Below are 22,891 nucleotides of genomic sequence, written 5' to 3'. Positions count from 1 at the left end.
CCAGATCCCATCCCGGGACGGGATCTCACCGGGCCGCGGCGACCGCCGGCAGGATCACCCGGTGCGTCCCGGCGTAGAGGTTCATCGACGACCCGCGGACGAACCCGGCAAGCGTCATCCCGGACTCCTCCGCCAGGTCGACGGCGAGCGCCGACGGCGCCGACACCGCGGCGAGCACCGGGATCCCGGCCAGCAGCGCCTTCTGCACCAGCTCGAACGACGCCCGGCCGCTGACCAGCAGCACCAGCCCCCGCAGTGGCACCATCCCCGCCCGCGCCGCCCACCCGACGACCTTGTCGACCGCGTTGTGCCGGCCGACGTCCTCGCGCACCGCCAGCACCTCGCCGTCGGCGTCGGCGAGGGCGGCGGCGTGCAGGCCGCCGGTCGTCGCGAACAGCCGCTGCGCGCGGCGCAGCCGTCCCGGCAGGTCGACGAGCACCTCGGCGGTGATGCGCAGCGGGTCGTCGCGGATCTCGTACCGCCCGCGCAGCCGCACGGCGTCGATGCTCGCCCGCCCGCACACCCCGCACGAGCTCGTGGTGTAGAAGTTCCGCCGCAGGTCGACCTCCGGCTCGGGCACGCCGGGGGCGAGGGTCACGTCCAGCACGTTGTAGGTCAGCCGGCCCTCGCCGTCGACGGCGCCCTCGCTGCCGGCGCAGTAGCGCATGCCCGCGACGTCCGCGGCGGTCGCGATCAGGCCCTCCCCGATCAGGAAGCCCACGGCGAGGTCCATGTCGTCGCCCGGGGTCCGCATGGTGACCGCCAGGGGCTGGCCGCCGACCCGGATCTCGAGCGGTTCCTCCCCGACGACGGTGTCGGGCCGAAGCGTCGGCTCCGCCCCCAGAGTCACCCGCATGACCCGGCGTCGCGCGCTTGCTCGCCCCATAGCGACACGGTCCCCCAGGAGGGACGAGAAATCCATCATGTCGAGCCTTCGACGCCACGTTCACGGCATCCTCGGCGATCGCATCAGGACGGACCGAGCGCGTCGGGACACCCGACCGGAAAACCATCCACCGTCAGCCAGAGCCCGCCATTCCGGGCCAGGTGACGTTTGTGGGACGGGGGACGTCCGGGGCGCGGCAGGGGTGTCTGTTCGGCGACGCGAGGCGGCGGGGCGGCGTGCACCTGCTACAGCTATGGGGCGGAGTGTGGGGCTGTGGGATCGTCACTGCCCGCCACGGGACGATCGGGACTCTCGAACGAAAGGGTTGAAGAGGGATGGGAATGAAGCGGTTCATGTCGCGGCTCGGGGTCGGCGCCGCCGAGGTGGAGACCGTGCTGGACCGTCCGGACGCACTGCCCGGCGCAGTGGTGACCGGACTGACCACCATCAAGGGTGGCAAGGTCGAGCAGGAGATCGAGAAGGTGCTCGTCGCGCTGGAGGCGACGGTCGAGGTCGAGACCGACGACTCCACCTGGTACGAGCAGGTGACCTTCGGTACGCAGCAGATCGGCGGCGGCTTCGTCATCCAGCCCGGGCAGGAGCAGTCCGGGCGCTTCGAGCTGCCGGTGCCGTGGCAGACGCCGATCACGGACGTCGCCGGCTGGCACCTGCGCGGGATGAAGATCGGCGTGCGGACGACGCTGTCGATCCCCGGCGCGCTGGACCCGGGTGACCTGGACCCGGTGTCGGTGCACCCGCTGCCCGTGCAGGAGGCGGTGCTCGCCGCGCTCGGCGACCTGGGCTTCCACTTCCACACCGCGGACGTCGAGAAGGGCCGCCTGCAGGGCTCCGACCTACCCTTCTACCAGGAGATCGAGCTCAAGCCGTCCGGCGAGTACGCCCGGCGGATCAAGGAGCTGGAGGTCACCTTCCTCGTCGACGGCAACGGGATGGACGTCGTCCTGGAGGCGGACCGCCGCGGCGGGCTGCTCTCCTCCGGCGGCGACCAGCTCAGCCGGTTCCGGGTCGGCCACCACGACACCGACCGCCACCAGCTCGCCGGCGCGCTGCACCAGCAGCTGCAGGCCCTCGGCGCGCGCCGCGGCTGGTTCTGACCGGGCCACGGTCTGGTGCCGACCGGGCCGTGCCGGATGCCGGCCGGGTCCCGGCCGGCGTCTGCCGGACTGGGCCGGTCACCACACGGGGTGAGCACCATGAACGATGATCGTTTCCTCGACGAAGTGGCCCGGGAGCTGATCGGCCTGCCCGCCGTCGAGGCGGTGGCGCTCGGTGGCTCGCGCGCCCAGGCAACCCAGCGAGCGAACAGCGACTGGGACTTCGCGATCTACTACCGCGACCGCTTCGACCCGCACGCTCCGAGACCTCGGTCACGAGGGTGCGGTATCGGAGGTCGGCGGCTGGGGCGGTGGTGTGTTCAACGGCGGCGCGTGGCTGACCATCGCCGGCCGATCCGTGGACGTCCACTACCGTGATCTCGCCGTCGTGGAGGAGCAGCTCACGAGGGCCGAATGCGGTGAGTTCCGCATCGAGCCGCTGATGTTCCATCTGGCCGGCATCCCCAGCTGTCTCGTGGTCGGCGAACTCGCGGTCAACCGGGTGCTGTTCGGATCGCTGCCCAGGCCGGCCTATCCCGAGGCGCTGCGCCGCTCGGCACCGCCGGTCTGGTCCGGCCGGGCGGCGCTGACCCTCGGGTATGCCGAGCGCAACCACGTACCGTATGGGCGCTCGGCCCAGTGTGCGGGTCTGCTCGCGGTCGCCGCGTCGGAGTACGCGCACGCGATCCTCGCCGCGCGCGGCGAATGGGTCACCAACGAGAAGCAGTTGCTGGACCGCGCCGGGATACGCGAGGTGGACGGCATCATCGCCGGCCTGACCATCGATCCCGTCGCCCTCGCCGGGGCCGTGAACGCCGTGCGCGCCTTCGGGAGCTCGATGCTGCGGTAACCGACGGGGCCCCGTCGCAGCTACCCGGGAGCCTTGTTCCGACCAGCAACGCGGACGAGCTCCTAGCCGGCCGGCGCCGCGTCCTGGGCGGCGTCCGCGCGGTCGAGCAGGACGCCGGCGGCGGACAGGCCCGCCAGGCCCAGGCACAGCGGCGAGTAGAAGCGTCGGTCCAGCCGGCGGAACCGGTCGGAGACGGAGCCCCGGGAGACCAGGTCGGTCCGGCCGGCCGCTCCCAGCAGCCCACGGCTCGCGAGCACCACGGCGACGCCGGTCACGCCGGCGCGGTGCGGGGCGTCCAGGCGCGGTATGCGGCGGGGCGGGTGCGCGACGACGGCGGCCGCCGCGACCAGCGCACCCGCGACGGCGAAACACTGACCGGCGCCGGGCACGGCCGGCCGGCCGACGACGGCGTCGGCGAGCGCCGCCCGGTCGGCCAGTGGCCAGCTCGACCCGGCGCCCCAGGCCGCGTGGAGGACCCCGGCTCCCGCCAGGCCCGCCGCGCCCGTCCACCGACTCACCGCCGCGATGCTCACGCCCGCAGTCTGGCACGGTCACGGCTCCCGGCCACCTGGCCGGGGTCGTTGTCGGTGAGCACGAGAAGACCGCGAAGTTCAACGCCCTGGCCGCCAACGCGGCCATCTTCCACAATGCCCTGGACATCGCCGAGATCGTGCGCCAGCTCCAGGAGGAGGGCCACGTCATCGCCCCCGAAGATCTCGCCCACATCTCGCCGTACCTGACCGCGCACATCCGCCGCTTCGGTGAGGCCCACGCACTCCGGTGGATGCCACCGACCAGTCCCTAACCGAAGAATCACTCTATGCCCGCTGAGCAGTGCGGACGCTGGGCCAGCGCCGACACCGCCGGCGGGCTGCGGCCGTTCCACGACCCGGCTGGCGACCAGGAAACGGAGGACGCGTAGGCGGCCACCGGCATTCGCCCAAGACCTGCAGGCCGGGTCCCGAACGTATGCCAGTGTCCCCCCGTCGTGCGCCTCACACCGTCTTGATGCCACCGCCCTCAATGAGGTAGTCGGCGCCGGTCATGCTTGCCGCGCGGTCCGAGGCGAGGAAGGCGACGACGGCCGCGACCTCGTCGGGTTCGACCATGCGGCCGGTGGTCATGCCCATCGCCATGGGCACCCCGGACACGAACTCGCGGTGCCCGACGCCGTTCGCCTCGGCGAGGCGGGCGCCGAAGCCGTCAGCGTCCTCCCACATGCCGGTACGCGTCGGGCCGGGGGAGACGGTGTTCACGCGTACGCCCTGGGGTCCGAATTCCTCGGACAGCGCTTTGCCGAAAGCGTTGAGGCCCGCCTTTGCGACGCCGTACTCGATCGGGCCCGTGCCGGGCAGGCGCGCGCTCATCGACGAGATGTTCACTACCGAGCCGCGGCGTTCCAGGATGCTCGGCAGCAGTCGTCGGGTGACCCGGACCGTGCCGAACAGATTGACCTCGAAGCTTTGCGCCCATAGGGCGTCGTCGGTCGCGAGGAACCCGTTCAGGGTGAACGCGTCTCCGCCGCCGAGGTTGTTGACCAGGATGTCCACGCCGCCGAGTTCGGCAAGCGCTTGCGCCTCCAACTCCTCGGCGCCTTCCGGCGTACTGAGGTCGACCGCGACCGGGTGGGCGCCGGCATCCTTCAGTTCGGCCGTGATCGTGCGGGCCGCACCGACTACGCGGACCCCCTCTGCGATGAGCTGCCATGTGATCGCGAGGCCGACACCTCGGCTGGCCCCGGTGACGACCGCTGTCTTGCCGACGAGATTGAGCTCCATGTCAGACTCCTTGCAGATTTTTGAACTATAGGTACAAAACACGTCCACAAAAAAGGGGCGTCGGGCGATAACACTGATTAGAGCGACCCCATCGCTGCGTCCACGACCCGCCTCAACTGCGTGGGATTCTCGGCGGTCTTCGCCAGTACTCGCATGCCGATCACCGTCGCGAGTAGCCAGGCGGCCACCGCCGCCGCGTCACGGCCGCCGTCGATCTCGCCGGCCCGCTGGCCTTCCTCGACGGTCGCCCGGAACGCACTCTCCGTACGCGCGAACATCTTGCGCACAGTGTCAGCCGTCTTGGCGTCCGAGGGAGCCGACTCGGCGGCGGTGTTGACCGCCATGCAGCCGCGCCGATCCGGATCGCCCAAGTCGAGCTCGACCAGCGCCTCCAGCGCGCCCCGCAGCCGGTCCTTCGTCGAACCGGGATGGTCGAGGAGTGCCTCCAGCCACTCGGCCTGCGAGTCCTGGTAGCGCGCCAGCGCCCGTTCGAACAATGCATGCTTACTGCCGAAGGTGTTATACAGGCTGCCCTTGCCGATGCCGATCTCGTCCACGAGGTCCTGAGGCGTCGTCGCTGCGTACCCCTTGCGCCAGAACACGCCCATCGCGCGGTCCACCGCCACGTCCGGATCGAACTGCTTCGGCCTACCCATGGCGCTACCCAACAGTATTTTGACCTTGAGGTCAAATAGCTGTCCTTCTCGACGGTCAGCCCCACGCCCAGCCTGAAGACCACTGAAGATGTTGGTCGAACAGCGCGGAACCGGGACGAGGATCTCGGCGACGTGCCGCGACCAGAACGTCATGATGCGGATGGACGCTGACGTTGCATCCGGACGCCGAGGTCGTACACCGCGACCGCAGTGGACAGCCGGTTGGAACGCGAGTACATCCGCGACCGAACCCTCGAAGGTCACGAGAGCGCCCGCAAGCGCGGCAAGACCATCGGCGGCGCGGGCGTCACCGACGACTCCATGCTGTCCATGGTCCTCCATCTGCGGGAGCAGGAGATGACCAGACCACCGCGGCCTCGGCGCCGTGAGCGACCCGCCAGACGCTCAAGATCATCTCGTGGCGGGTTTCTGGCGTATCTGGGTCATGCCTGCTCAGGACTCCACGTGACGAGCGGCTCACTGTGCAGACCCGTTCCGGCGCGAGAACTCATCGAGTTCATCGTCGATCGACGACCCGAGGCTCCTTCAACCCGCCGGGTGACCGCGAGCATTCTGTGTTGTGCGGAAAGTGGCGACGCCGAGAGCAACCTTCCGACCCCCCACAGCGACAGTTCGGGTGGAAGCGTCGGAAGAGCGGCATCCACCGAGGAGGGGCGAAGACGGGTCGGCTGGTGGCCGCCGCTGAAAGGACGACATTGGTGGCACGCCGAACAAGCACCAGACACACGTACCGGGGGGAATCGACCTCGAGCGGGGAGGCGGCACCGGCCGGCCCGGCGCGCAGAGCGCGTCCGCGGGCCGGGTGGGGCGTCCCCGTCCTGATGGCGACGCTGGCCCTCGGGGCCGGCACGCTGTTCGCCGGGTGCCAGCCGTTCGACGGCACCCCGGTGGGTGGCGGGGGCGCTCCGGCACCGACGTCCTCGCCGACCGCGGGCCCGACCGCTCCGGTCACGCAGACACCGACAGCCGGGCCGGGTAGCCCGTCGCCGTCGGCGCCGCCGGTCACCGCGACGCCGAGCGCCGGACCGTCGGCCCCCGCAAGCCCGACCACCGCACCGACCGCAGGGCCGACGACCTCCGCGAGCCCGGGCGCGCCCGCGTCACAGGGGCCGCTGCCGAGCTGGCCGCGCGCCACCGCGGACGTGGACGTCAGCAGCACCATCTCGGTGACGGGCACGTTCGACGGCGGCCTCAGGCGTTACTCCGGCGTCAGCGACGGCGGCCAGGAGGAGGGCCAGGACCCGATCTTCGAGGTGGCCGACGGCGGAACGGTCCAGAACGTGATCATCGGGTCGCCGGCCGCGGACGGCATCCACTGCAAGGGCACCTGCACCCTGCGCAACGTGTGGTGGGAGGACGTCGGCGAGGACGCGGCGACGTTCAGGGGCATGTCCGCGGCACAGACCATGACCATCGACGGCGGCGGGGCCCGCGGCGCCTCGGACAAGGTGTTCCAGCACAACGGGCCCGGCACGATGGTCATCCAGAACTTCCAGGTGCAGGACTTCGGCAAGCTGTACCGGTCGTGCGGGAACTGCTCGAAGCAGTACGCCCGGCACGTCGTCGTCCGCAACGTCACCGTGACGGCGCCGGGCAAGACGCTGGTCGGCGTCAACACGAACTACGGGGACTCCGCCCAGCTGTCCGGCGTCACCATCGTCGGCGACAGCAGCCGGAAGATCAGTATCTGCGACCGCTACACCGGCAACAGCAGCGGCTCCGAGCCGACGAAGACGGGCAGCGGGGCGGACGGGACGTACTGCCGCTACACGCCGTCCGACATCGCCTACCGGTAGTCCTACCAGTAGGACTACCGGTAGGACTACCGGTAGGCGGGCCGGCCGCTACGCCGATCCGGCCGGTCAGGTCGGGTCGGCGTAGTCGATCTCCGCGTTCCCCGAGCTGGTGGACGCGCGCAGGCGGCGCGTCGCCAGCGGGTCCGTTCGCACACCGACCAGGGTGTTACCCGACCCGGTGTGGACCTCGGTCGCGTACACCTCACCGTCGTCCGGCACGGTGATCCGCACGTTGCCCGACGCCGAGTGCGCGGAGACGTCCTCGGGGGCGGTGGCCAGCTCGATGCGCACGTTCCCCGACGCCGTGGACGCGTCGACCTCGGTGGCGGTGACGCCGACCGCGCGCAGGTTCCCCGAGGCCGTCGACATCGTCAGCTGGGCACGGGCACCGTCCACCCGGACAGTCCCGGATCCGCTGCGCAGTGTCGCCGCGGAGAGCAGGTTGGTCGCCTCGACCTCGCCGGAGCCCGTTTCGGCGACCACCCGGATGCCCGCCGGCACGCGGACCGCGAACGACGCCTCGCAGTCCCAGAACCCCCCGCCGCAGTCGGCGTCGAGGGTGAGGACGCCGTCACGGACCTCGGCCGACATCGCCGGGACGGAGACCGTCCCGGCGAGACTGCCCTCGACGTCGACGACGCGCCCGGCAGCGCCCGCGATCTGGATGCGGCCGGAGTTGGTGTGGACCCGGACCATCTGGACGTCACCGGAGAACACCCGGTGCTCCACCCGCCGCACCTCGCCGGACGTCTCGTCGACGGTCTGCACGCCGCAGACCGCGGTGCCCACGACGGCGAGCAGCGCGCCGACGGCGAGCGCGGCCCGCCGGCCCGGCTCAGACATCGCCGCGCCCCGCGCTCGCCCGCGCGCCCGCCGGACGGGCCGGCCGCTCGCCGCGGGCGCCGGCGCCGCCGACTCCGCCGGCGGCGGCGGAGTCCAGGAAGCGCAGGACGGCGAGCACGCGACGGTGGTCGTCCTCGGCCGGGGCCAGATCGAACTTGGTGAAGATGCCGGTCACGTGCTTCTCGACCGCCCGTTCGGTGACCATGAGCGCGGCCGCGATCGCGGTGTTCGACCGGCCCTGCGCCATAAGCGCCAGCACCTCGGACTCCCGTCTGGTCAGGCTGGCGAGCGGGTCCCGCCGGCGCGAGCGGAGCAACAGCTGGGTGACGACCTCCGGGTCGAGCACGGTGCCGCCGGCGGCGATCCGGTGCAGCGCCTCGCGGAAGTCGGCGACGTCGGAAACCCGGTCCTTGAGCAGGTAGCCGACTCCCCGTGCCTGCCCGGCGATCAGGTCGACGGCGTAGCGCTCCTCGACGTACTGGGACAGCACGAGCACCGCGATGTCCGGCCACTGCCGGCGCAGGACGAGCGCGGCGCGGATGCCCTCGTCGGTGAAGGTCGGCGGCAGGCGGACGTCGACGACGCACACCTGCGGCTGGATCCGGGCGACCGCCCGCAGCAGGCTCTCGCCGTCCCCGACCGCGGCGGTGACGGTGCAGCCGTCCTCCTCGAGGAGCCTGGTCAGCCCCTCCCGCAGCAGCACGGAGTCCTCCGCGATCATGATGTTCACCGGGTCACCGCCCCGGGCCGGCCGGCCCCGGTCATGTCGCGTCCCCGCATGGCAGCTCCATCCGCAGGGTCGTCCCGCCACCGGGCGGGCTGACGAGTTCGAACGCGCCGTCGACGGCGCGGGCGCGGTCACGCAGGCCGGCGATCCCGGAGCCGGCGCCCTCCCTGGCCCCGCCCCGCCCGTCGTCGGACACCTCGACCGTCAGTCGGTTCCCGGCCCGGCGCACGGCGATGCGGACGTGCCGGGCCTGCGCGTGGCGGGCGATGTTGGTCAGCGCCTCCGCGACGAAGAAGTAGGCCACCGACTCGGTCGAGATGTCCGGCCGCGGTGTGGCCTCTATGTCGAGGGTGACGGGTACCGGGGAGCGGGCGGCGAGGCCCGACAGCGCGGCGTCCAGGCCGCGGTCCGTGAGCACGGACGGATGGATCCCGCGGGCCAGGTCCCGCAACTCGACCAGCGCCCGCTTGGTCTCCGCGTGGGCTTCGGCGATGAGCCCGTGGGCGCCGTCCGGGTCGTCGGCGAAGCGCGCCTGGGCGCGGCCCAGGGTCATCGCGACGGCGACGAGGCGCTGCTGGGCGCCGTCGTGCAGGTCCCGCTCGATGCGGCGCCGCTCGGCGGCGGCCGCGGCGACCATCCCGGCCCGGCTGGACTCCAGGTCGTCCACCCGGGCCAGCAGCTCGGGATCGCCCGGTGGGGAGAGCACCAGCCGCGCCAGCGCGAGGTGCGCGGCGACCACCCCGCGGGCGATCCACGGCGCGGCGAGCAGGACGACCAGCCCGACGCCCACGTGGAACGCCAGCGAGCCGCCGTAGCCCAGGTTCATCCCGAAGACCCGGCCGCCGTCGGCGAGCGCGTGCCCGTACAGCGGGAACATCAGGAACGACAGCCCGCCGCCCCACGCGCAGAAGACCACCCAGGCGCCCAGCCAGCCGAACAGCGGCAGGATGACCAGGGCGTAGAGGACCTCCAGCCAGTTCCCCGGGCCGCGCAGCCGGAGCCAGCCGCGGCGGAACCAGCTCGGGGTGTCGGCGGGGGGCGTCCCGGGGGGCACCGAGCCCGGCGGGGGACGAAGCCACAGCCGCTGGCGGAGCACCACCCGGAACCGCCAGGCGTCCACGACCGCCGCCATCCGCGCGCTGAACAGGGCGAACCACACCAGCGGGAGGCCGAGAAGCGCCACGAACATCATCGGGATGCCGGCGGCGATCGCGACGAGGACCACGACGAAGGCCACGGTGGCGACCACCGCCGACTGGGCCACGAAGATGGTGGCGGTCCAGCCGGCCGGCCCGTAGGTCGCCCGCGCGGCGTCCACGAGCGCCCGACGCACCCCACGCGCCACTGTTCCGGGCGCCACTGTTCCGGGCACCATCGCCACGGGCGGCGAGGCGGCCGGTTGGTCCGACCGTCCCGCCGGCCCATCCGGCGTTGGTGCCGCCGACGCGCCGACCTGCACCTCGCTCACCTTTGCTCCGTCCGCTGCCGCGTCCGCCCGTCGGGCCCGGGCCCGACGGGCGGGTCAGGACCGTCTGTGCCGACGGTAGATCGCCGGTGCCGGCCCCGGCGACGGAGCTGGCCCGTCAGTTCGTCCGGGGGCTAACCGCACCGTTGCATGTGAGCGCCTGGTAGCGCCTGGTCATGCCGCCTCGCCTCTCGCACGTCGTGGTTCTCGCGTGCCGGGTGGTGAGCTTGTGCAGCTAACAGCAGGTTTCACCCCCCGGTCGCGATGATCATGCGCCATGGCGGGAGAGGACGGCGGGGTACCGGGACAGGACGGGCGACACACGACGGCGGAGGGGCCGGAGCCGACGGAGAAGCTCAGAGCCGGCGGGGAGGGTTCAGAGGCGGCGGGCGAAGTGGAACGACGGGATGATGTAGCCGTTGCGCAGATAGAGGCGGTGGGCCTCGTGGCGGTGCGTACCGGCGTCCAGGTGGATCTGGGCGCAGCCCAGGCGCTTCGCCTCCCGTTCGACCCAGGCGAGCAGCCGGGTGGCGTGCCCGCGCCCGCGCATGCCGGGCATCGTCGTCAGGTCGTCCACCAGCAGGTGCCGGCCGTAGGCGAGCGAGCTGCTCTCCCGGAAGCCGACGGCCGCCACGACCCTCCCGGTCTCGCCGTCCCACGACCCCACCAGGCGGTACCCCTGCGGACGCTGCACCTCGTTCACCAGCTTGACGAACCCGGTCGAGGTCAGATGAGGACGCAGCTGCCGCATGGGATCGAAAGCCAGCCAGGTGCGTTCGGCCTCCAGCTCCTCTATCTTCACATTACGCATTGTTACAGCTCGATGGCGTGATGTGTGGACGGCGCTGTGTGGACGGCGTACATCCCGCCGGGTGCGGCGCCCGAGACGCGGCACTCGTCCGGTGGCTCGGACACGCCGCCCGGGCCGAAAACGCCTCGCGAACTGTCGGACCCCCCGGCTAGGGTCCCCAGCGCGACCGGGAGATCGGCGCCGGTCACGCGGGCCCGCCCACACCGGACGGGCGTACACAGAGAGACCCCAGGATGCCTTCAGGAGCAGCGTTGTCGACGGCCGACCCACACTGTCCCGACTCACCCCGTCCCGGCGCAGGCGGCCCGGCGCCGGTCGGCGGGGGCGGCCCGGTGCTGAACGGGCCGCGGCTGTGCCTGCGGCCGCTGACCGTCGAGGCGCTGGGAGCGCTGCTCGGCGGCGACCGCGCGGGCGCGCAGCGGGCCACCGGGGCGGTCTTCCCCGACCCGCTGGCGGCTCCCCCGCTGGAGGAGGGCGCACTCACCCGGACGCGCGACCGCCTGGCGGCCAGCCCGGCCGAGCTGGGCTGGTGGGCCTGGCTCGCCGTCGACCGTGCCACCGGGGCCGCGGTCGGGTCACCGGCGCTGTCCGGCCCGCCCGACGCGGACGGCACCGTAGAGCTCGGCTACGCCACCTACCCCGAGTTCGCCGGGCGCGGGTACGCGGTCGAGGGCGGGCGGCTGCTGCTCGACTGGGCGTTCGAGGACCCACGGGTCCGGCGGGTGCTCGCCGTCGTCCCGCCGGCGCACGACGCGTCGGTCAGCGTCGCGCGCCGGCTGGGCCTGTCGGTGATCGGCCGGGCGCACGACGAGGAGGCCGGCGAGCTGCTCCTGCTGGAACGCGCACGAGCGGACCAGCCCACCGGCCCGTCCGTCCGCCGCTGACCGGCGCCAACCGCTGCCGACCGCCGCGGGCGCGATCGGTCAGACGGCCTCGATTCGGTCAGACGGCCTCGATCGGTCGGACGGCCTCGCCGTGGGTGTCCGCCGGCGTCTGCGCGCCGGTCAGGCGGGCCGCGACGAACTCCACCACGGCGCGGACGAACACCAGCCGGTTCGCGCGCTCGGCGACCTCGTGACCCTCGCCCTCGAAGAGCAGGTACTCGCACGGGATCCCGCGGGCCCGGGCCGCGGCGACGGTCTGCTCGGCCTCACACACGGGGACGTTGGTGTCGTTGGCCCCGTGCACGACCAGCAGCGGGGCCGCGAGCGCATCCATCCGGTGCAGCGGCGACAGCGCCCGTAGCAGGTCACGGTCGGTCGCCGGGTCGCCGTACTTGGTGACCGCCGGCGCGGCGATCCACGGTTCGGTGTGCCGGTAGAAGGTCTCCAGATCGGCCATCCCGCACACGTCGACACCGACGGCGAACAGCTCGGGGTGGCAGACCAGCGCGGCCAGCGTCAGGTACCCGCCGTAGGACCGGCCGGCCACGCCGATGTGGCCCGGCGCGGCCAGACCCTCGGTGACCAGGTGCGTCACGGCACTCGCGACGTCGGCGATGCCGGCGAAGCGGCCGGCCAGGTGGTCGGCCTCCTCGAACGAGCGACCGAACCCGGTGGAGCCGCGCACGTTCGGCGCGAACACGGCGATGCCGCGGGCGAGCAGCGCGTGGAAGAGCGGGTTGAGGACGGGGCGCTCCTGCGCCTCCGGGCCGCCGTGGAAGTAGAGCAGGGTGGGCACCGGCCCCGGGGCCACCCGCGGGCGGTACCACCAGCCGGTGAGCTCCAGGCCGTCGTGCGCGAGGAACCGGCGCGCGATCGGGCGGACGAACCGGTAGCCCACGTCCTCCGTCCCGCCGGGCACCTCGGGCGCCCCCGCCGGGTCCGGGCCCGGACCCGGGCCCGCAGTGTGCGTCCCGCTCGCGGCCACGGCCGTGATCTCGACGGTGGGGTACGCCGTCGGCGTGTGCGAGACCAGGCAGCGGTAGGCCGGCACGCCGCTGTCCGAGGTGCCCGCCGAGGTGCCGTCCGGGGCGTCCGACGCGGTGCCGGGCGGAATGCCCGCCGCGGTGCCGGTCAGGTCGCAGGTCCACACCTCGCCGGGGACGGTGGAGCCGTCCAGCGCCAGGAGCAGGCTCGCCCCGCCGGGCCCGGGGAGCAGGCCGGTGACCACCTCGCGCGGCAGCGGCGGCAGGGCCCGCGACGTCCCGTCGTCCAGGCTGTGGACGGCGAGCTCGGTGCGCCCGCCGACGTTCCAGCCGAGCACGGCCGTGGCCGGGGCGAGGAGGAGGAAGCGCTCCAGGTCCGCGTCGTCCCGGCCGGCCAGCAGTCGGGTCGGCCCCGGCCGGCCGTGCGGGTCCAGGGGCACCTCGAGCAGGCCCGGCCGCTCGCGGCCCAGGTCGCAGGCGAGCAGGGCACGCGAGGCGTCCGCGGCGAAGGTGCCTGAGACGGCCGTGGCGGTGCCGCCCGCGACCTCGAACGCCTCGGTCGCGACCCCTCCGGCGGTCCCCCCGCTGCCGGCCGCTCCGCCGGCCATCTCGTCGTTGAGCGGGAACGCCTCGAGCGGGGCGGCGGCCGGTGCCAGCGGGTCGGGCGCGTCCACCCGGGCCACCAGCACACGCCGGGCGCCCCGCGGGCCCTCCCGCAGGAGCAGCAGCCACCGGTCGGCGGTCTCGTGGACGGCGCAGACCTGCAGGGCCAGCCCCACCGCGAGGTGGCGGCGGTGGCCGGCCGGGTCGACGGCGACCGCGTGGGTCAGCCCGGAGCGGGCCGACTCGGTGACCACGAGCAGCCGGCCGCCCGCCGCCCACCGGGAGACCGTGGCCGCGCACGCCTCCACGGCTCCCGCCGTGCCGGGCCGGACGCCACCGGCCAGCCGGTGCGCCGCCGTGCCGTCCGGGCGGACAAGGTGGACCTCGGTGTGCTCCCCGCCGCCCGGGGCCACGGTGATCGCGATCCAGGCGCCGTCCGGGGACCACAGCGCCGACCGGACGTGCGCCGGGCCGGTGTCGAGGACCCGCTCCGTCCCGTCGGCCGCGCGGACCCACAGGGCCGGGCGTCCGGTGGCGTCCCCGACGAAGACGATCGAGCCGTCCGGGCCGGGTGAGGGCCCGCGCACGCTCGGCGGCGCGGCCCACTCGTCCACCAGGTCCCGCGGTGCCGGGAGCGGCGGCTCGGCCGCTCCCAGGACCGGCGAGTCCACCGGTTGGACCGGGACGGCACCGGCCGGCAGGGCGCCAGCCGGTGCCGCGGTGGTCTCAGACCGCGCCGCGGCGGTCCGGGACGGGATGCCGGTGAGCGCCGACTCGACCGGACGGATCATTCACACCCCCTGTGTCTGCAGCCACATCTCGAGCAGGGCGGCCTGCCAGAGCGCGTTCGCCCCGAGCGTCGTACGGTTCGAGTTCGGGTCGGCGAGCATCTCGTCGACCCAGTCCTTGCGGAACAGCCCGCGGCTCCGGGCGACCGGGTCGGTCAGCGCGTCGGCGACCCGGGCGAGGAACGGGCCGTCGAGGTGGCGGATCGCCGGCACCGGGAAGTACCCCTTCGGCCGGTCGATGACGTCCACCGGCATCAGCGGCCGGCTGAGGTCCTTGAGCACGCCCTTGCCGCCGGAGGCGAGCTTCAGCTCGGGCGGGCACGCGGCGGCGAGCTCGACGAGTTCGTGGTCGAGGAAGGGCGTGCGGGCCTCCAGGCCGGCCGCCATCGTCATGTTGTCGACCCGCTTCACCGGGTCGTCGACCAGCATCACCGTGGAGTCGATGCGCAGCGCGGCGTCGACCGAGGTCTCGGCGCCGGGCTCGGCGAACCGCTCGGCGACGAAGTGCCGACTGGCGTCACCCTCGATGAGGTGGTGCGACTCGACCATCGCCGGCAGATCGGCGTGCGGCCGGTCGGCGAACACCCGCAGGTAGGCGTCGACGGCGTCGCCGCGCGGGACGGTCGCCAGCGGCGGGTACCAGGAGTAGCCGGCGAAGACCTCGTCCGCGCCCTGGCCGGACTGCACGACCTTGACGTGCCGGGCCACCTCCTGCGAGAGCAGGTAGAACGCGACGCAGTCGTGGCTGACCATCGGCTCGCTCATCGCGGCGACGGCCGCGTCGATCGCCGGCAGCAGCCGGTCGCCGGGGACGCGGATCTGGTGGTGGTCGGTGCCGAAGCGGCGGGCGATGATGTCCGAGTAGTGGAACTCGTCGCCGGACTCGCCGCCGGCGGCCTCGAAACCGACGCTGAACGTGGCGAGGTCACGCTGGCCGGCCTCGGCGAGCAGCGCGACGATGAGGCTGGAGTCCAGGCCGCCGGAGAGCAGCACCCCGACCGGGACGTCGGCGACCATGCGCCGGCGCACGGCGGTGCGCAGCCGCTCGCCGACCGCGTCCCGCCAGTCGTCCGCCGTCCAGGAGGCGTGCTCCTCCTGACGGGTGGAGTCGGGCCGCCAGTAGACCTCGTCGCGGGTCGTGCCGTCCGCCTCGACGGTCCGGATGGTGGCCTGCGGCAGTTTGCGCACGCCGGCCAGGATCGTGTGCGGCGGCGGGACCACCGAGTGGAACGACAGATAGTGGTGGAAGGCGACCAGGTCGATGTCGGAGGACACCCCGCCGCCGGCGAGCAGGGCCGGCAGGGTCGAGGCGAACCGCAGGCGGTGCGGGTCGCGCGTCACGTAGAGCGGCTTGATCCCGAGCCGGTCGCGGACGAGGACGAGCCGGCCGGTGTCGCGCTCGTACACGGCGAAGGCGAACATGCCGGCGAAGTGGTCGACGCACCGGGGGCCCCAGTGGTGGTACGCCTTGAGGATCACCTCGGTGTCGGAGGTGGAGAAGAAGCGGTAGCCGGCGTCGACGAGCCGGTCGCGCAGCTCCTGGTAGTTGTAGATGCAACCGTTGAACACCGCGGTGAGGCCGAGCGCGGTGTCGACCATGGGCTGGGCGCCCCGCTCCGACAGATCAATGATCTTCAGCCGACGGTGGCCGAACGCCACCGGGCCGGTGGCCCACAGGCCGACCCCGTCCGGGCCCCGCGCCTCCATTGCGGCGGTCATCCGCCCCACCGCGGCGACGTCCGCCTCACGGCCGTCGAACCTCAGCTCCCCGCTCAGCCCGCACATGGTCCAGCTCCCGTCGATCGGTTGGTCAGACGGCCGTTCTTCCCCTCCTCGACGACGTCCGCCCACCCGGTTCCGGGGACCCGCCGGGACCGACGGGGCGGATGCCCCGCGATGACGACGGGTGGCGCGGTGCCATGCCGAGGACCACATTCGACGGCCAAGGTTTCACCACAATGACAAGGATGTTGCGGTGCGCGACAGCGCCGGTCGCGGAACCTGCCAATCCGCCACCAACCGCCACAACCGGCTACACCCACGTGCCCGGCGGCCCGCCCCCGCCCGCTCGCACGCCGACGCGCGGCCGCACGGCGGGTGCCGCCAGAACGCCGACAGCCGGCGGCCCAGGGGACCGCCGGCCGTCGGGCACGCTCAGGGACGCAGCAGCCAGGTGTCCTTCGACCCGCCACCCCGGGACGAGTTGACGATCAGGCTGCCCGGCGGCGCGACCCGGCTCAGGGCGGCCGGTGCGACCACCGCCGTCTCGCGGCCGGCGTAGACGAAGGCCCGCAGATCGACCGCGCACGGCTGGAGCTCACCGTCGACCCAGGTGGGATGGGTCGACAGGGCGACCATCTCCTGGCCGATCCAGCCCCGCGGGTCGGCCAGGATCCGCTCGCGGACCTCGGTCAGCTCGAACGGCTCGGCCTGCGGGCCGATCACCACCCCGGAGCCCCCGTAGCCGTCCACCGGCTTCACGACGAGCTGTTCGAGGTGCTCCAGGACGTGCGCGCACTGCTCCTGGTCACCGCACACATAGGTCGGGACGTCGTCGAGCAGCGGCTGCTCACCCAGGTAGTAGGTGATCATCCGGGAGACGTAGGCGTAGACGACCTTGTCGTCGGCGACCCCGTTGCCCAGCGCGTTCGCCAGCGCGAGCGTGCCGGCCCGCACCGCGCGCAGCAGCCCGGGGCCCAGTGGCAGCCCGTCAGCGCCCGGCAGTCCCGTCAGCTCGTCCTCGTCCACCCGCCGGTAGAGGACGTCGATCCGGCGCCGCCGCCCGCCGTCGACGGCGTAGAGCACGTCGTCGTCGACCAGGATGTCGGCCGGGGTCAGCAGCGGCACCCCCATCTCCTCGGCGAGGAAGGCGTGCTCGTAGTAGGCGGAGTCCTCCTCGCCGACGGTGAGGACGGCGACGGCGGGCTCGCCGCGCACCGCCGGCGGGGCGGCCGCGACCAGCGCCTCGTGCAGCAGCGCCGGCACCGCGTCCACCCCCAGGATGGCGCCGGGCGGGTTGAGCTCAGGCAGCGCCGACCGGGTCAGCCGCCGGCCCTCGATCGCGTAGGCGATCCCGGACGGCACCCGCAGGTTGTCCTCCAGCACGAGCCACTTGCCGTCGGCGCCGCGGACGAGGTCGATGCCCGCCACCGTCACCCGCACGCCGCCGGAGCGCGGCGACCCGTCGCCGGAGAGGACCCGACCGGAGTGGCGCAGCCCCGGCGAGTCGTTCACCAGCCAGGCCGGGATCACCCCGTCGGCGACCGCGGCGCGCTCGGAGTAGGTGTCGCGCAGGAACGCCTCCAGTGCCCGCACGCGCTGGGTGAGCCCGGCCTGCAGGCGTTCCCAGTCGCCCGCGGTGACGACCCGCGGAACCAGGTCGAACGGGAACGGGCGCCGCTCGGACTCGCCGTTCACCCGGAAGACCACGCCACGTTCGATCTGCTCGGCCTGCATGGCCTCGCCGCGCTCGGCGAGCACCGCCGGGCCGAGGCGGTCCAGGGTGCGCACCACACCGCGGTAGTGCGGCCGGACGCCACCGCCCTCGGCGATGACCTCGTCGAACCCGGACGGCTGGTAGCGGTCCAGCAGCGGCGGCAGCGCTGCCCCCGCGCCCACCGACGGGACGGTGCCCGGCGGGTGGACCGCCGACGCCGGCGAGTCGCGCGTCTCGGCCAGCACGAGGTCCGCGACGTCGGTCAGCAGGCCGCGGCGGGCGAAAGCCCGGCGCTGGCGGGACGCGGCGCTGCCCCGCCCCACCGCCGCCTCGGCCAGGTCACGCACCAGGTCCCAGTCCCCGACCTTCTCCAGGTCGGGACGGACCTCGGTGAGCAGCCGGCGCAGCAGCTCCTCGGCCGGCACGCTGCCGGTGCCCGACAGGTCCACGAGGTCGCCCTCGATGCCGGAGCGGGCCGCGCGCCAGGTCGCCGCGCGCAGCAGCTCGGCGCGCGGCGGCGGAGCCGGTGCGCCCGCCTCGACCGCCTCGATCGCCCGGCACACCAGCGCCCGGAACAGGCCGGCGATCAGGATGACGTTGTCGACGTCCGGGCAGGCGTCGCAGATCCGCAGCTCGACGGTGGGCAGGTGCGCGGACGGCCGGACGTCGAAGTAGACCATGCCCGGGTCGCTGATGACGCCGGACTTCACCAGGTCCGCCACGAGCTGGTCGTACTCGGCGGCGGTGCGGAACGGCCCGGCCACGCCGGCGGTCGGCCAGCGCTGCCAGACCATCGTCCGCATGCTCGCGTAGCCGCTGTCGGCGCCGCGCCAGAACGGCGAGCTCGCCGACAGCGCCAGCAGCATCGGCAGCCAGGGCGCCACCCAGGCGGTGACGGCCATCGCCAGGTCGCGGTCGGCGACGTCGACGTGGACCTGGGCGCCGCAGATGAGCTGCTCGCGCGCGAGGAGCTGGTACTCCTCGGTCATCTGGATGTAGCGCGCGTCCCGCGAGACGTCGAGGACGGACATGTCGACGATCGGCACCGTTCCCGCCGCGGCGGGGCCGAGGCCCAGCGGCTCGGCGACCGCGGCGAGGCGGCGGCGCAGGTCGAGCAGGTCCGCCCGGAGGTCGGAGAGGTCGGTACAGGGCCGGCTGTTGGTTTCGACCACGGAGCGCAGCAGCTCCGGGGAGAACTGATCGTCGGGGAGGCCGCGCAGAATCTCCTCCGCGCGGGGTACCAGCTGTCTGGTAGCGAGATCGAGAATGTGGAATTCTTCTTCAACACCGACGGCCGCGATCCGCGCGTCGCTCATGAATACCTACACTAGGCCCGAGGGGTTACGGCGATATGTCCTGAGTGTGTCACAGGTCGCCGTGAATCGGAATTCTTCGGGAGCGGTCTCCGATGGTGCCGCGCCCGGCACGGAAATCGCCCGCGCCGCGGCCGCGCCGCCGTCCTCGATGTTCACGTCGGCTCCGTACCTCATCCTGCGCGGTCGGCCGCGCATGGCGGTTCCATGCAGGCCGAATCCGCGGACGGCCACCGCTCACGCGGCCGGGGCCGGGAGCGGGCAACGCCCTGCGCGCCGGCCGGAGCACGCGTCCACCCCTGGGCCGGCACGGCTGTGGTACCCACAGGGAACCTGTTAAAACCGTGATGAAACACCCATGGGCAGCACGTCCTGCCTGCTCGCGGCGCATGTTCCGGGCGGCCGGGTACGCACCCGGCCGAACCCCGCGCGACGGTTCCGCCGGGGTCACCGCGGCACACATTCCATCGCCACGGGTGTCGCGACGGATCAGCCACGGAGCAGCCCACGGATCGGCCACCGGACGGCCACGGATCGCCAGGGCGCCCGGACGCGGGGCCACCGGCCGGTTTCGGATACCGGACGATCCGGCCCGCGCGGGCACCGGCTGACCCGGCCACGCGCGGTACGCGAGACGATTCCGGCGAATAGCCACCGCCCGCGCAAACGCGGGCCGATTTACCGTCGCGGCAACGGCTCCAGGCCACGGAAACGGTATTCAGGCACGGAGATCACAACGTTTCCCATCCCGATTGGGACCGCGCGGAGGGCGAGGCATGGCGGGGCGGAGGCCCGGCGGAGCGCGGCCGGGCGGGCGGCGGCGGGCGGGCCTCGGCCGCGTGCCGGGTGTCACGGAGAGCAGCCGCGGTCGACCCCCGGGCGGGCCGGGTCAGCCGACGGGAGCCGGTGTCCGCTCGGGTGCGGGCACCGGCGTGACCTCCAGGCCCGTGCCGGGCAGCGCCTCGCGGATCTCGGCCGCGAGCAGGGTCCAGTCCGCCACCCGGGCCGAGGTCGTCCGGTAGGCGAGGCCGATGCGCCGGCGCGGCGCCGGGTCACGGAAGGTCGCCGTCGCCAGGCCGCGCCCCTCCCCCACCTCGACGCCCACCGCCGCCGCCGGGATCAGCGTCAGCCCCAGGCCGCCGGCGACCATCTGCACGATCGTGGACAGGCTCGCCGCGCGCAGCGCGCTGCGCTCGCGTGCCCCGGCCTCGCGGCAGACGTCCAGGGCCTGCGCCCGGAAGCAGTGGCCGTCCTCGAGGAGGAGCAGGTCCCGGCCGCACAGGGAGGAGACCGGCAGCGCGGCGCTGCCGGCCATCGGGTGGTCGACGGGCGTCACGAGCACGAAGTCCTCGTCGTAGAGCGGCAGCTCGGCCACCCCGGGCTCGTCCGTCGGCAGGGCGAGCAGCGCCAGGTCCAGCGAGCCGCCGCGCAGCTCCTCCAGCAGCGCGGACGTCTGCGCCTCGCGCAGCCGCAGCCGCGCCTCCGGCCGGCGGGCCCGCAGCGACGGCAGCAGCTGGGGCAGCAGGTAGGGCGCCACCGTGGGGATGACGCCGAGCCGGATGTCGCCCGACAGCGGCGCCCGCGCGCGCACCGCGAGCTGGGCGATGTCGTCGACGGCCCCGAGCACCCCGCGCGCCCGCTGGACGATCTCCTCCCCCACCGGCGTCAGCAGCACGCTGCGGGTCGTCCGCTCGACGAGCTGGATGCCCAGGGTGCGCTCCAGCGCGGCGACGGCGCTCGACAGCGTCGGCTGGCTGACGTGCAGCGAGGTCGCGGCCCGACCGAAGTGCCGGTGATCCGCGACACCCACGAGGGCTCGTAGCTGAGCGAGCGTGGGCTGAGGTTGAGTCATAGAGAGAAGCTATCAGACTTGCCGAATCTTTCGATTTCTCTTCTGAGTCCCCGATCGCGAGAGTGGAGCCCGTGTCCCACTCCGGGGCACACCGAAAGGAGATCATCCAGGTGCTGACCGTCGGCGACGTGTTCCCCGCCTATGACCTGACCGGCGTCGTGTCGAGCGACCCCGACACCGCGTTCGTCCAGGAGACCTCCACCAGCCGCACCGGTCAGTGGCGGGTCGTGTTCTTCTGGCCGAAGGACTTCACCTTCGTCTGTCCGACCGAGATCGCCGCCTTCGGCCGGCTCAACTCCGAGTTCGCCTACCGCGACGCGCAGATCCTCGGCGTCTCGACGGACAACGAGTACGTCCACCTCGCATGGCGGCAGAACCACTCCGACCTGCGTGAGCTCCCCTTCCCGATGCTGTCCGACATCAAGCGCGAGCTCGCCGTGGCCTGCGGGGTGCTCGGCGACGACGGTGTCGCGCAGCGTGCGACCTTCGTCATCGACCCGGACGGCGTCATCCAGTTCGTCATGGTCACCGCCGGCAGCGTCGGCCGGAACCCGGCCGAGGTGCTGCGCGTACTCGACGCGCTGCAGACCGACGAGCTGTGCCCGTGCAACTGGCAGAAGGGAGAGGCCACCCTGGGTGCGGCGGCGCCGGCCCCGGCGGAGGTCGCGGCGTAATGGGAGTCGCCCGACTGCGGGAGCTGCTTCCCGACTACGCCAAGGACCTGCGCCTCAACCTCGGCTCGGTGACCTCCCAGTCGCAGCTGAACAACCAGCAGCTGTGGGGCACCGTTCTGACGTCGGCGATCGCCAGCCGCGGCGCGACCACCCTGACCGAGCTCGAGGCCGAGGCGCTGGAGCACCTCAGCCCCGAGGCCGCCAAGGCGGCTCGCACGGCCGCCGCGCTGATGGCGATGAACAACGTGTACTACCGGACGCTGCACCTGCTGGAGGACAAGGAGTACTCCAGGATGCGCGCCGGGCTGCGGATGAACGCCATCGCCAACCCCGGCGTCGACAAGGCCGACTTCGAGCTCTGGTCGCTGGCCGCGTCGGCGGTGAACGGCTGCGGCATGTGCCTGACCGCCCATGAGCACGAGCTGCGTGGGCGGGGGGTGTCGCGCGAGGTCATCCAGGACGCGATCCGGGTCGCCTCGGTCGTGCACGCGGTGGCCGTGACGATCGAGAGCCACGAGCAGGTGCCGGCCACCGCCTGAGCCCCCTGCCCCGTCGAGCGGGCCGGGCGGACGCCCGCCCACCCTGCCCGCCATCCCCCAGCTGATATTCACCGAGGCCCGGTGTCGCGGTCCCCCCGACCGCGGCACCGGGCCAACCTCATGTCCGGGGCCACCCGCGGCCGGCGACGGCCGCGACTCGCCGTGGTCTCCCTGGTTGCCGACCGGCGACCGAGCGTGATCGCGAGAGACTCCCGCCCACGGGCCGCGGGACACCGCCCCGGCACCGGATCGCACCGCCACGGCCGGAGAACACGCAGATCCGGCCGCTGACCGGACTCCCACCGGCGCGGCGGCGACAAGGTCTGAGCATCCTCACTTCAGCACTTTGAGTAACCATGACGCCCCATTGAGCCAAGCCATCTTTGGTTTACACCGTGGTCTGATTCCTCCCAGCCCAACCAGGCAGTCCATCTGATGCCACAATGCAACTTCGCAAGCACGCCTTGTAGTCGGAGTTGAGCAACAGTCGCAGGTCGCAACGGTGCCAGGTCAACCGGGATCGCCTCACCGACGGGCAGCGGCGGGCACCGACGGGTCCTCCCGGCGGAGCCGACCGCCGACGACGAGCGTGGACAAGGGCAACACGGATGCCGCCGGCCGCGACAACGAGCGGGCACCGGCAGCTTGAGGAACTGGGGGACCATCATCATGGCGTTACTGAATCCGGCAAATGTGAGCACGTCCCGCAGCGGGCACGCGCTGCGGGTGCCACGGCGCGGCGGCGAGGGTGCCGTCACGGCCGCGTCCGGCGGATCCGGCGCCGGATCCGCCGGCCCACCGCGGATCCCGCTGCTCCCCGAGAACAAGGTCGGTCAGCAGGTCCGCGTACCCAAGACCGCCGAGCTCGTCG

18 protein-coding genes and 2 pseudogenes are annotated in these 22,891 nt (G+C 73.2%); 8 read left to right on the top strand and 12 right to left on the bottom strand.

Annotation, left to right across the window (positions count from 1 at the left end; all coding sequences use genetic code 11):
* Nucleotides 1–25: 25 nt before the first annotated feature.
* Complete coding sequence (fdhD, locus tag E0504_RS34995) at nt 26–886, bottom strand: formate dehydrogenase accessory sulfurtransferase FdhD (protein WP_020459906.1); 861 nt, start codon at nt 884–886, stop codon at nt 26–28.
* 335 nt (nt 887–1,221) lie between these two features.
* On the opposite strand from fdhD, the gene E0504_RS34990 reads away from it, so the two are divergent.
* The gene (locus E0504_RS34990; protein WP_071066817.1) at nt 1,222–2,001 is read left to right on the top strand and encodes a sporulation protein; all 780 of its coding nucleotides are present in this window, start codon (nt 1,222–1,224) and stop codon (nt 1,999–2,001) included.
* A gap of 99 nt (nt 2,002–2,100) precedes the next feature.
* Nucleotides 2,101–2,851 (top strand): annotated as a pseudogene (locus E0504_RS34985) (nucleotidyltransferase domain-containing protein).
* 62 nt (nt 2,852–2,913) lie between these two features.
* On the opposite strand, the gene E0504_RS34980 reads toward E0504_RS34985, so the two are convergent.
* Nucleotides 2,914–3,384, bottom strand: a complete 471-nt coding sequence (locus E0504_RS34980; RefSeq protein WP_241832011.1) for a DUF3995 domain-containing protein — start codon at nt 3,382–3,384, stop codon at nt 2,914–2,916.
* Between E0504_RS34980 and E0504_RS54495 the strand changes: the two genes are divergently transcribed.
* Nucleotides 3,288–3,656 carry a Tn3 family transposase gene (locus E0504_RS54495; RefSeq protein ID WP_116430197.1) on the top strand — a complete coding sequence of 123 codons (369 nt, stop codon included), beginning with the start codon at nt 3,288–3,290 and terminating at the stop codon, nt 3,654–3,656. The genes E0504_RS34980 and E0504_RS54495 overlap by 97 nt on opposite strands.
* A 190-nt stretch (nt 3,657–3,846) precedes the next feature.
* On the opposite strand, the gene E0504_RS34970 is transcribed toward E0504_RS54495, so the two are convergent.
* Nucleotides 3,847–4,629, bottom strand: coding sequence for an oxidoreductase (locus E0504_RS34970; protein WP_071066815.1), 783 nt, complete (start codon nt 4,627–4,629; stop codon nt 3,847–3,849).
* A gap of 77 nt (nt 4,630–4,706) precedes the next feature.
* Nucleotides 4,707–5,285, bottom strand: a complete 579-nt coding sequence (locus tag E0504_RS34965; protein ID WP_112105398.1) for a TetR/AcrR family transcriptional regulator — start codon at nt 5,283–5,285, stop codon at nt 4,707–4,709.
* An 842-nt stretch (nt 5,286–6,127) separates the two neighbouring features.
* On the opposite strand from E0504_RS34965, the gene E0504_RS34955 reads away from it, so the two are divergent.
* Nucleotides 6,128–7,102, top strand: coding sequence for a pectate lyase (locus E0504_RS34955; RefSeq protein ID WP_235013779.1), 975 nt, complete (start codon nt 6,128–6,130; stop codon nt 7,100–7,102).
* A gap of 66 nt (nt 7,103–7,168) precedes the next feature.
* Here E0504_RS34955 and E0504_RS34950 read toward each other — a convergent pair whose 3' ends face one another.
* From E0504_RS34950 to E0504_RS34935, 4 genes are all read right to left on the bottom strand, one after another.
* On the bottom strand, nt 7,169–7,945 hold the full coding sequence (locus E0504_RS34950; RefSeq protein ID WP_112105396.1) for a DUF4097 family beta strand repeat-containing protein: 777 nt from the start codon (nt 7,943–7,945) through the stop codon (nt 7,169–7,171).
* A complete protein-coding gene (locus tag E0504_RS34945; protein ID WP_200835208.1) occupies nt 7,938–8,675 on the bottom strand; it encodes a response regulator transcription factor in 738 nt (245 codons plus the stop codon). Before E0504_RS34945 ends, E0504_RS34950 begins: the two co-directional genes overlap by 8 nt.
* A 31-nt stretch (nt 8,676–8,706) precedes the next feature.
* Nucleotides 8,707–10,005 (bottom strand): histidine kinase, encoded by a 1,299-nt coding sequence (locus tag E0504_RS34940; RefSeq protein ID WP_112105395.1) that lies wholly within the window; start codon nt 10,003–10,005, stop codon nt 8,707–8,709.
* A 508-nt stretch (nt 10,006–10,513) separates the two neighbouring features.
* Entirely contained in the window at nt 10,514–10,939 is a 426-nt protein-coding gene (locus tag E0504_RS34935; RefSeq protein WP_041255763.1) for a GNAT family N-acetyltransferase, read from the bottom strand.
* Between the two features lie 260 nt (nt 10,940–11,199).
* Here E0504_RS34935 and E0504_RS34930 point away from each other — a divergent pair, with 260 nt between their 5' ends.
* Nucleotides 11,200–11,832 carry a GNAT family N-acetyltransferase gene (locus E0504_RS34930; RefSeq protein WP_241832008.1) on the top strand — a complete coding sequence of 211 codons (633 nt, stop codon included), beginning with the start codon at nt 11,200–11,202 and terminating at the stop codon, nt 11,830–11,832.
* Nucleotides 11,833–11,890: 58 nt separating this feature from the next.
* Here the strand turns inward: E0504_RS34930 and E0504_RS34925 are convergent, their stop codons facing one another.
* The 4 genes from E0504_RS34925 to E0504_RS34910 all read right to left on the bottom strand — a co-directional run bounded on the left by E0504_RS34925 (nt 11,891) and on the right by E0504_RS34910 (nt 20,807).
* The gene (locus E0504_RS34925; RefSeq protein ID WP_112105394.1) at nt 11,891–14,209 is read right to left on the bottom strand and encodes a prolyl oligopeptidase family serine peptidase; all 2,319 of its coding nucleotides are present in this window, start codon (nt 14,207–14,209) and stop codon (nt 11,891–11,893) included.
* The gene (locus E0504_RS34920) at nt 14,210–15,991 is read right to left on the bottom strand and encodes an N-acetylglutaminylglutamine amidotransferase (RefSeq protein ID WP_112105393.1); all 1,782 of its coding nucleotides are present in this window, start codon (nt 15,989–15,991) and stop codon (nt 14,210–14,212) included. It lies immediately after the preceding gene.
* A 369-nt stretch (nt 15,992–16,360) separates the two neighbouring features.
* Nucleotides 16,361–18,958: a carboxylate--amine ligase/circularly permuted type 2 ATP-grasp protein gene (locus E0504_RS34915; protein WP_112105392.1), complete on the bottom strand. Its 2,598-nt coding sequence runs from the start codon at nt 18,956–18,958 to the stop codon at nt 16,361–16,363.
* Between the two features lie 886 nt (nt 18,959–19,844).
* A complete protein-coding gene (locus E0504_RS34910; RefSeq protein WP_071066807.1) occupies nt 19,845–20,807 on the bottom strand; it encodes a LysR substrate-binding domain-containing protein in 963 nt (320 codons plus the stop codon).
* A 110-nt stretch (nt 20,808–20,917) separates the two neighbouring features.
* Here E0504_RS34910 and E0504_RS34905 point away from each other — a divergent pair, with 110 nt between their 5' ends.
* From E0504_RS34905 to E0504_RS34895, 3 genes and pseudogenes are all read left to right on the top strand, one after another.
* Nucleotides 20,918–21,481: a peroxiredoxin gene (locus E0504_RS34905; RefSeq protein ID WP_131626658.1), complete on the top strand. Its 564-nt coding sequence runs from the start codon at nt 20,918–20,920 to the stop codon at nt 21,479–21,481.
* Nucleotides 21,481–22,020, top strand: coding sequence for a carboxymuconolactone decarboxylase family protein (locus E0504_RS34900; protein WP_131626657.1), 540 nt, complete (start codon nt 21,481–21,483; stop codon nt 22,018–22,020). Before E0504_RS34905 ends, E0504_RS34900 begins: the two co-directional genes overlap by 1 nt.
* 669 nt (nt 22,021–22,689) lie before the next feature.
* Nucleotides 22,690–22,891 (top strand): annotated as a pseudogene (locus tag E0504_RS34895) (FadR family transcriptional regulator); the annotation flags it as partial.

It is taken from the genome of Parafrankia sp. BMG5.11, assembly GCF_004337455.1.
This window is presented reverse-complemented; position numbering and strand designations above follow the sequence as displayed.

Bases quoted from the DNA above. Each gene is read 5' to 3' on its own strand.
- fdhD (WP_020459906.1), bottom strand. From the start codon at position 886: ATGGGGCGAGCAAGCGCGCGACGCCGGGTCATGCGGGTGACTCTGGGG.
- E0504_RS34990 (WP_071066817.1), top strand. From the start codon at position 1,222: ATGGGAATGAAGCGGTTCATGTCGCGGCTCGGGGTCGGCGCCGCCGAG.
- E0504_RS34970 (WP_071066815.1), bottom strand. From the start codon at position 4,629: ATGGAGCTCAATCTCGTCGGCAAGACAGCGGTCGTCACCGGGGCCAGC.
- E0504_RS34965 (WP_112105398.1), bottom strand. From the start codon at position 5,285: ATGGGTAGGCCGAAGCAGTTCGATCCGGACGTGGCGGTGGACCGCGCG.
- E0504_RS34955 (WP_235013779.1), top strand. From the start codon at position 6,128: ATGGCGACGCTGGCCCTCGGGGCCGGCACGCTGTTCGCCGGGTGCCAG.
- E0504_RS34950 (WP_112105396.1), bottom strand. From the start codon at position 7,945: ATGTCTGAGCCGGGCCGGCGGGCCGCGCTCGCCGTCGGCGCGCTGCTC.
- E0504_RS34925 (WP_112105394.1), bottom strand. From the start codon at position 14,209: ATGATCCGTCCGGTCGAGTCGGCGCTCACCGGCATCCCGTCCCGGACC.
- E0504_RS34920 (WP_112105393.1), bottom strand. From the start codon at position 15,991: ATGTGCGGGCTGAGCGGGGAGCTGAGGTTCGACGGCCGTGAGGCGGAC.
- E0504_RS34915 (WP_112105392.1), bottom strand. From the start codon at position 18,958: ATGAGCGACGCGCGGATCGCGGCCGTCGGTGTTGAAGAAGAATTCCAC.
- E0504_RS34910 (WP_071066807.1), bottom strand. From the start codon at position 20,807: ATGACTCAACCTCAGCCCACGCTCGCTCAGCTACGAGCCCTCGTGGGT.
- E0504_RS34900 (WP_131626657.1), top strand. From the start codon at position 21,481: ATGGGAGTCGCCCGACTGCGGGAGCTGCTTCCCGACTACGCCAAGGAC.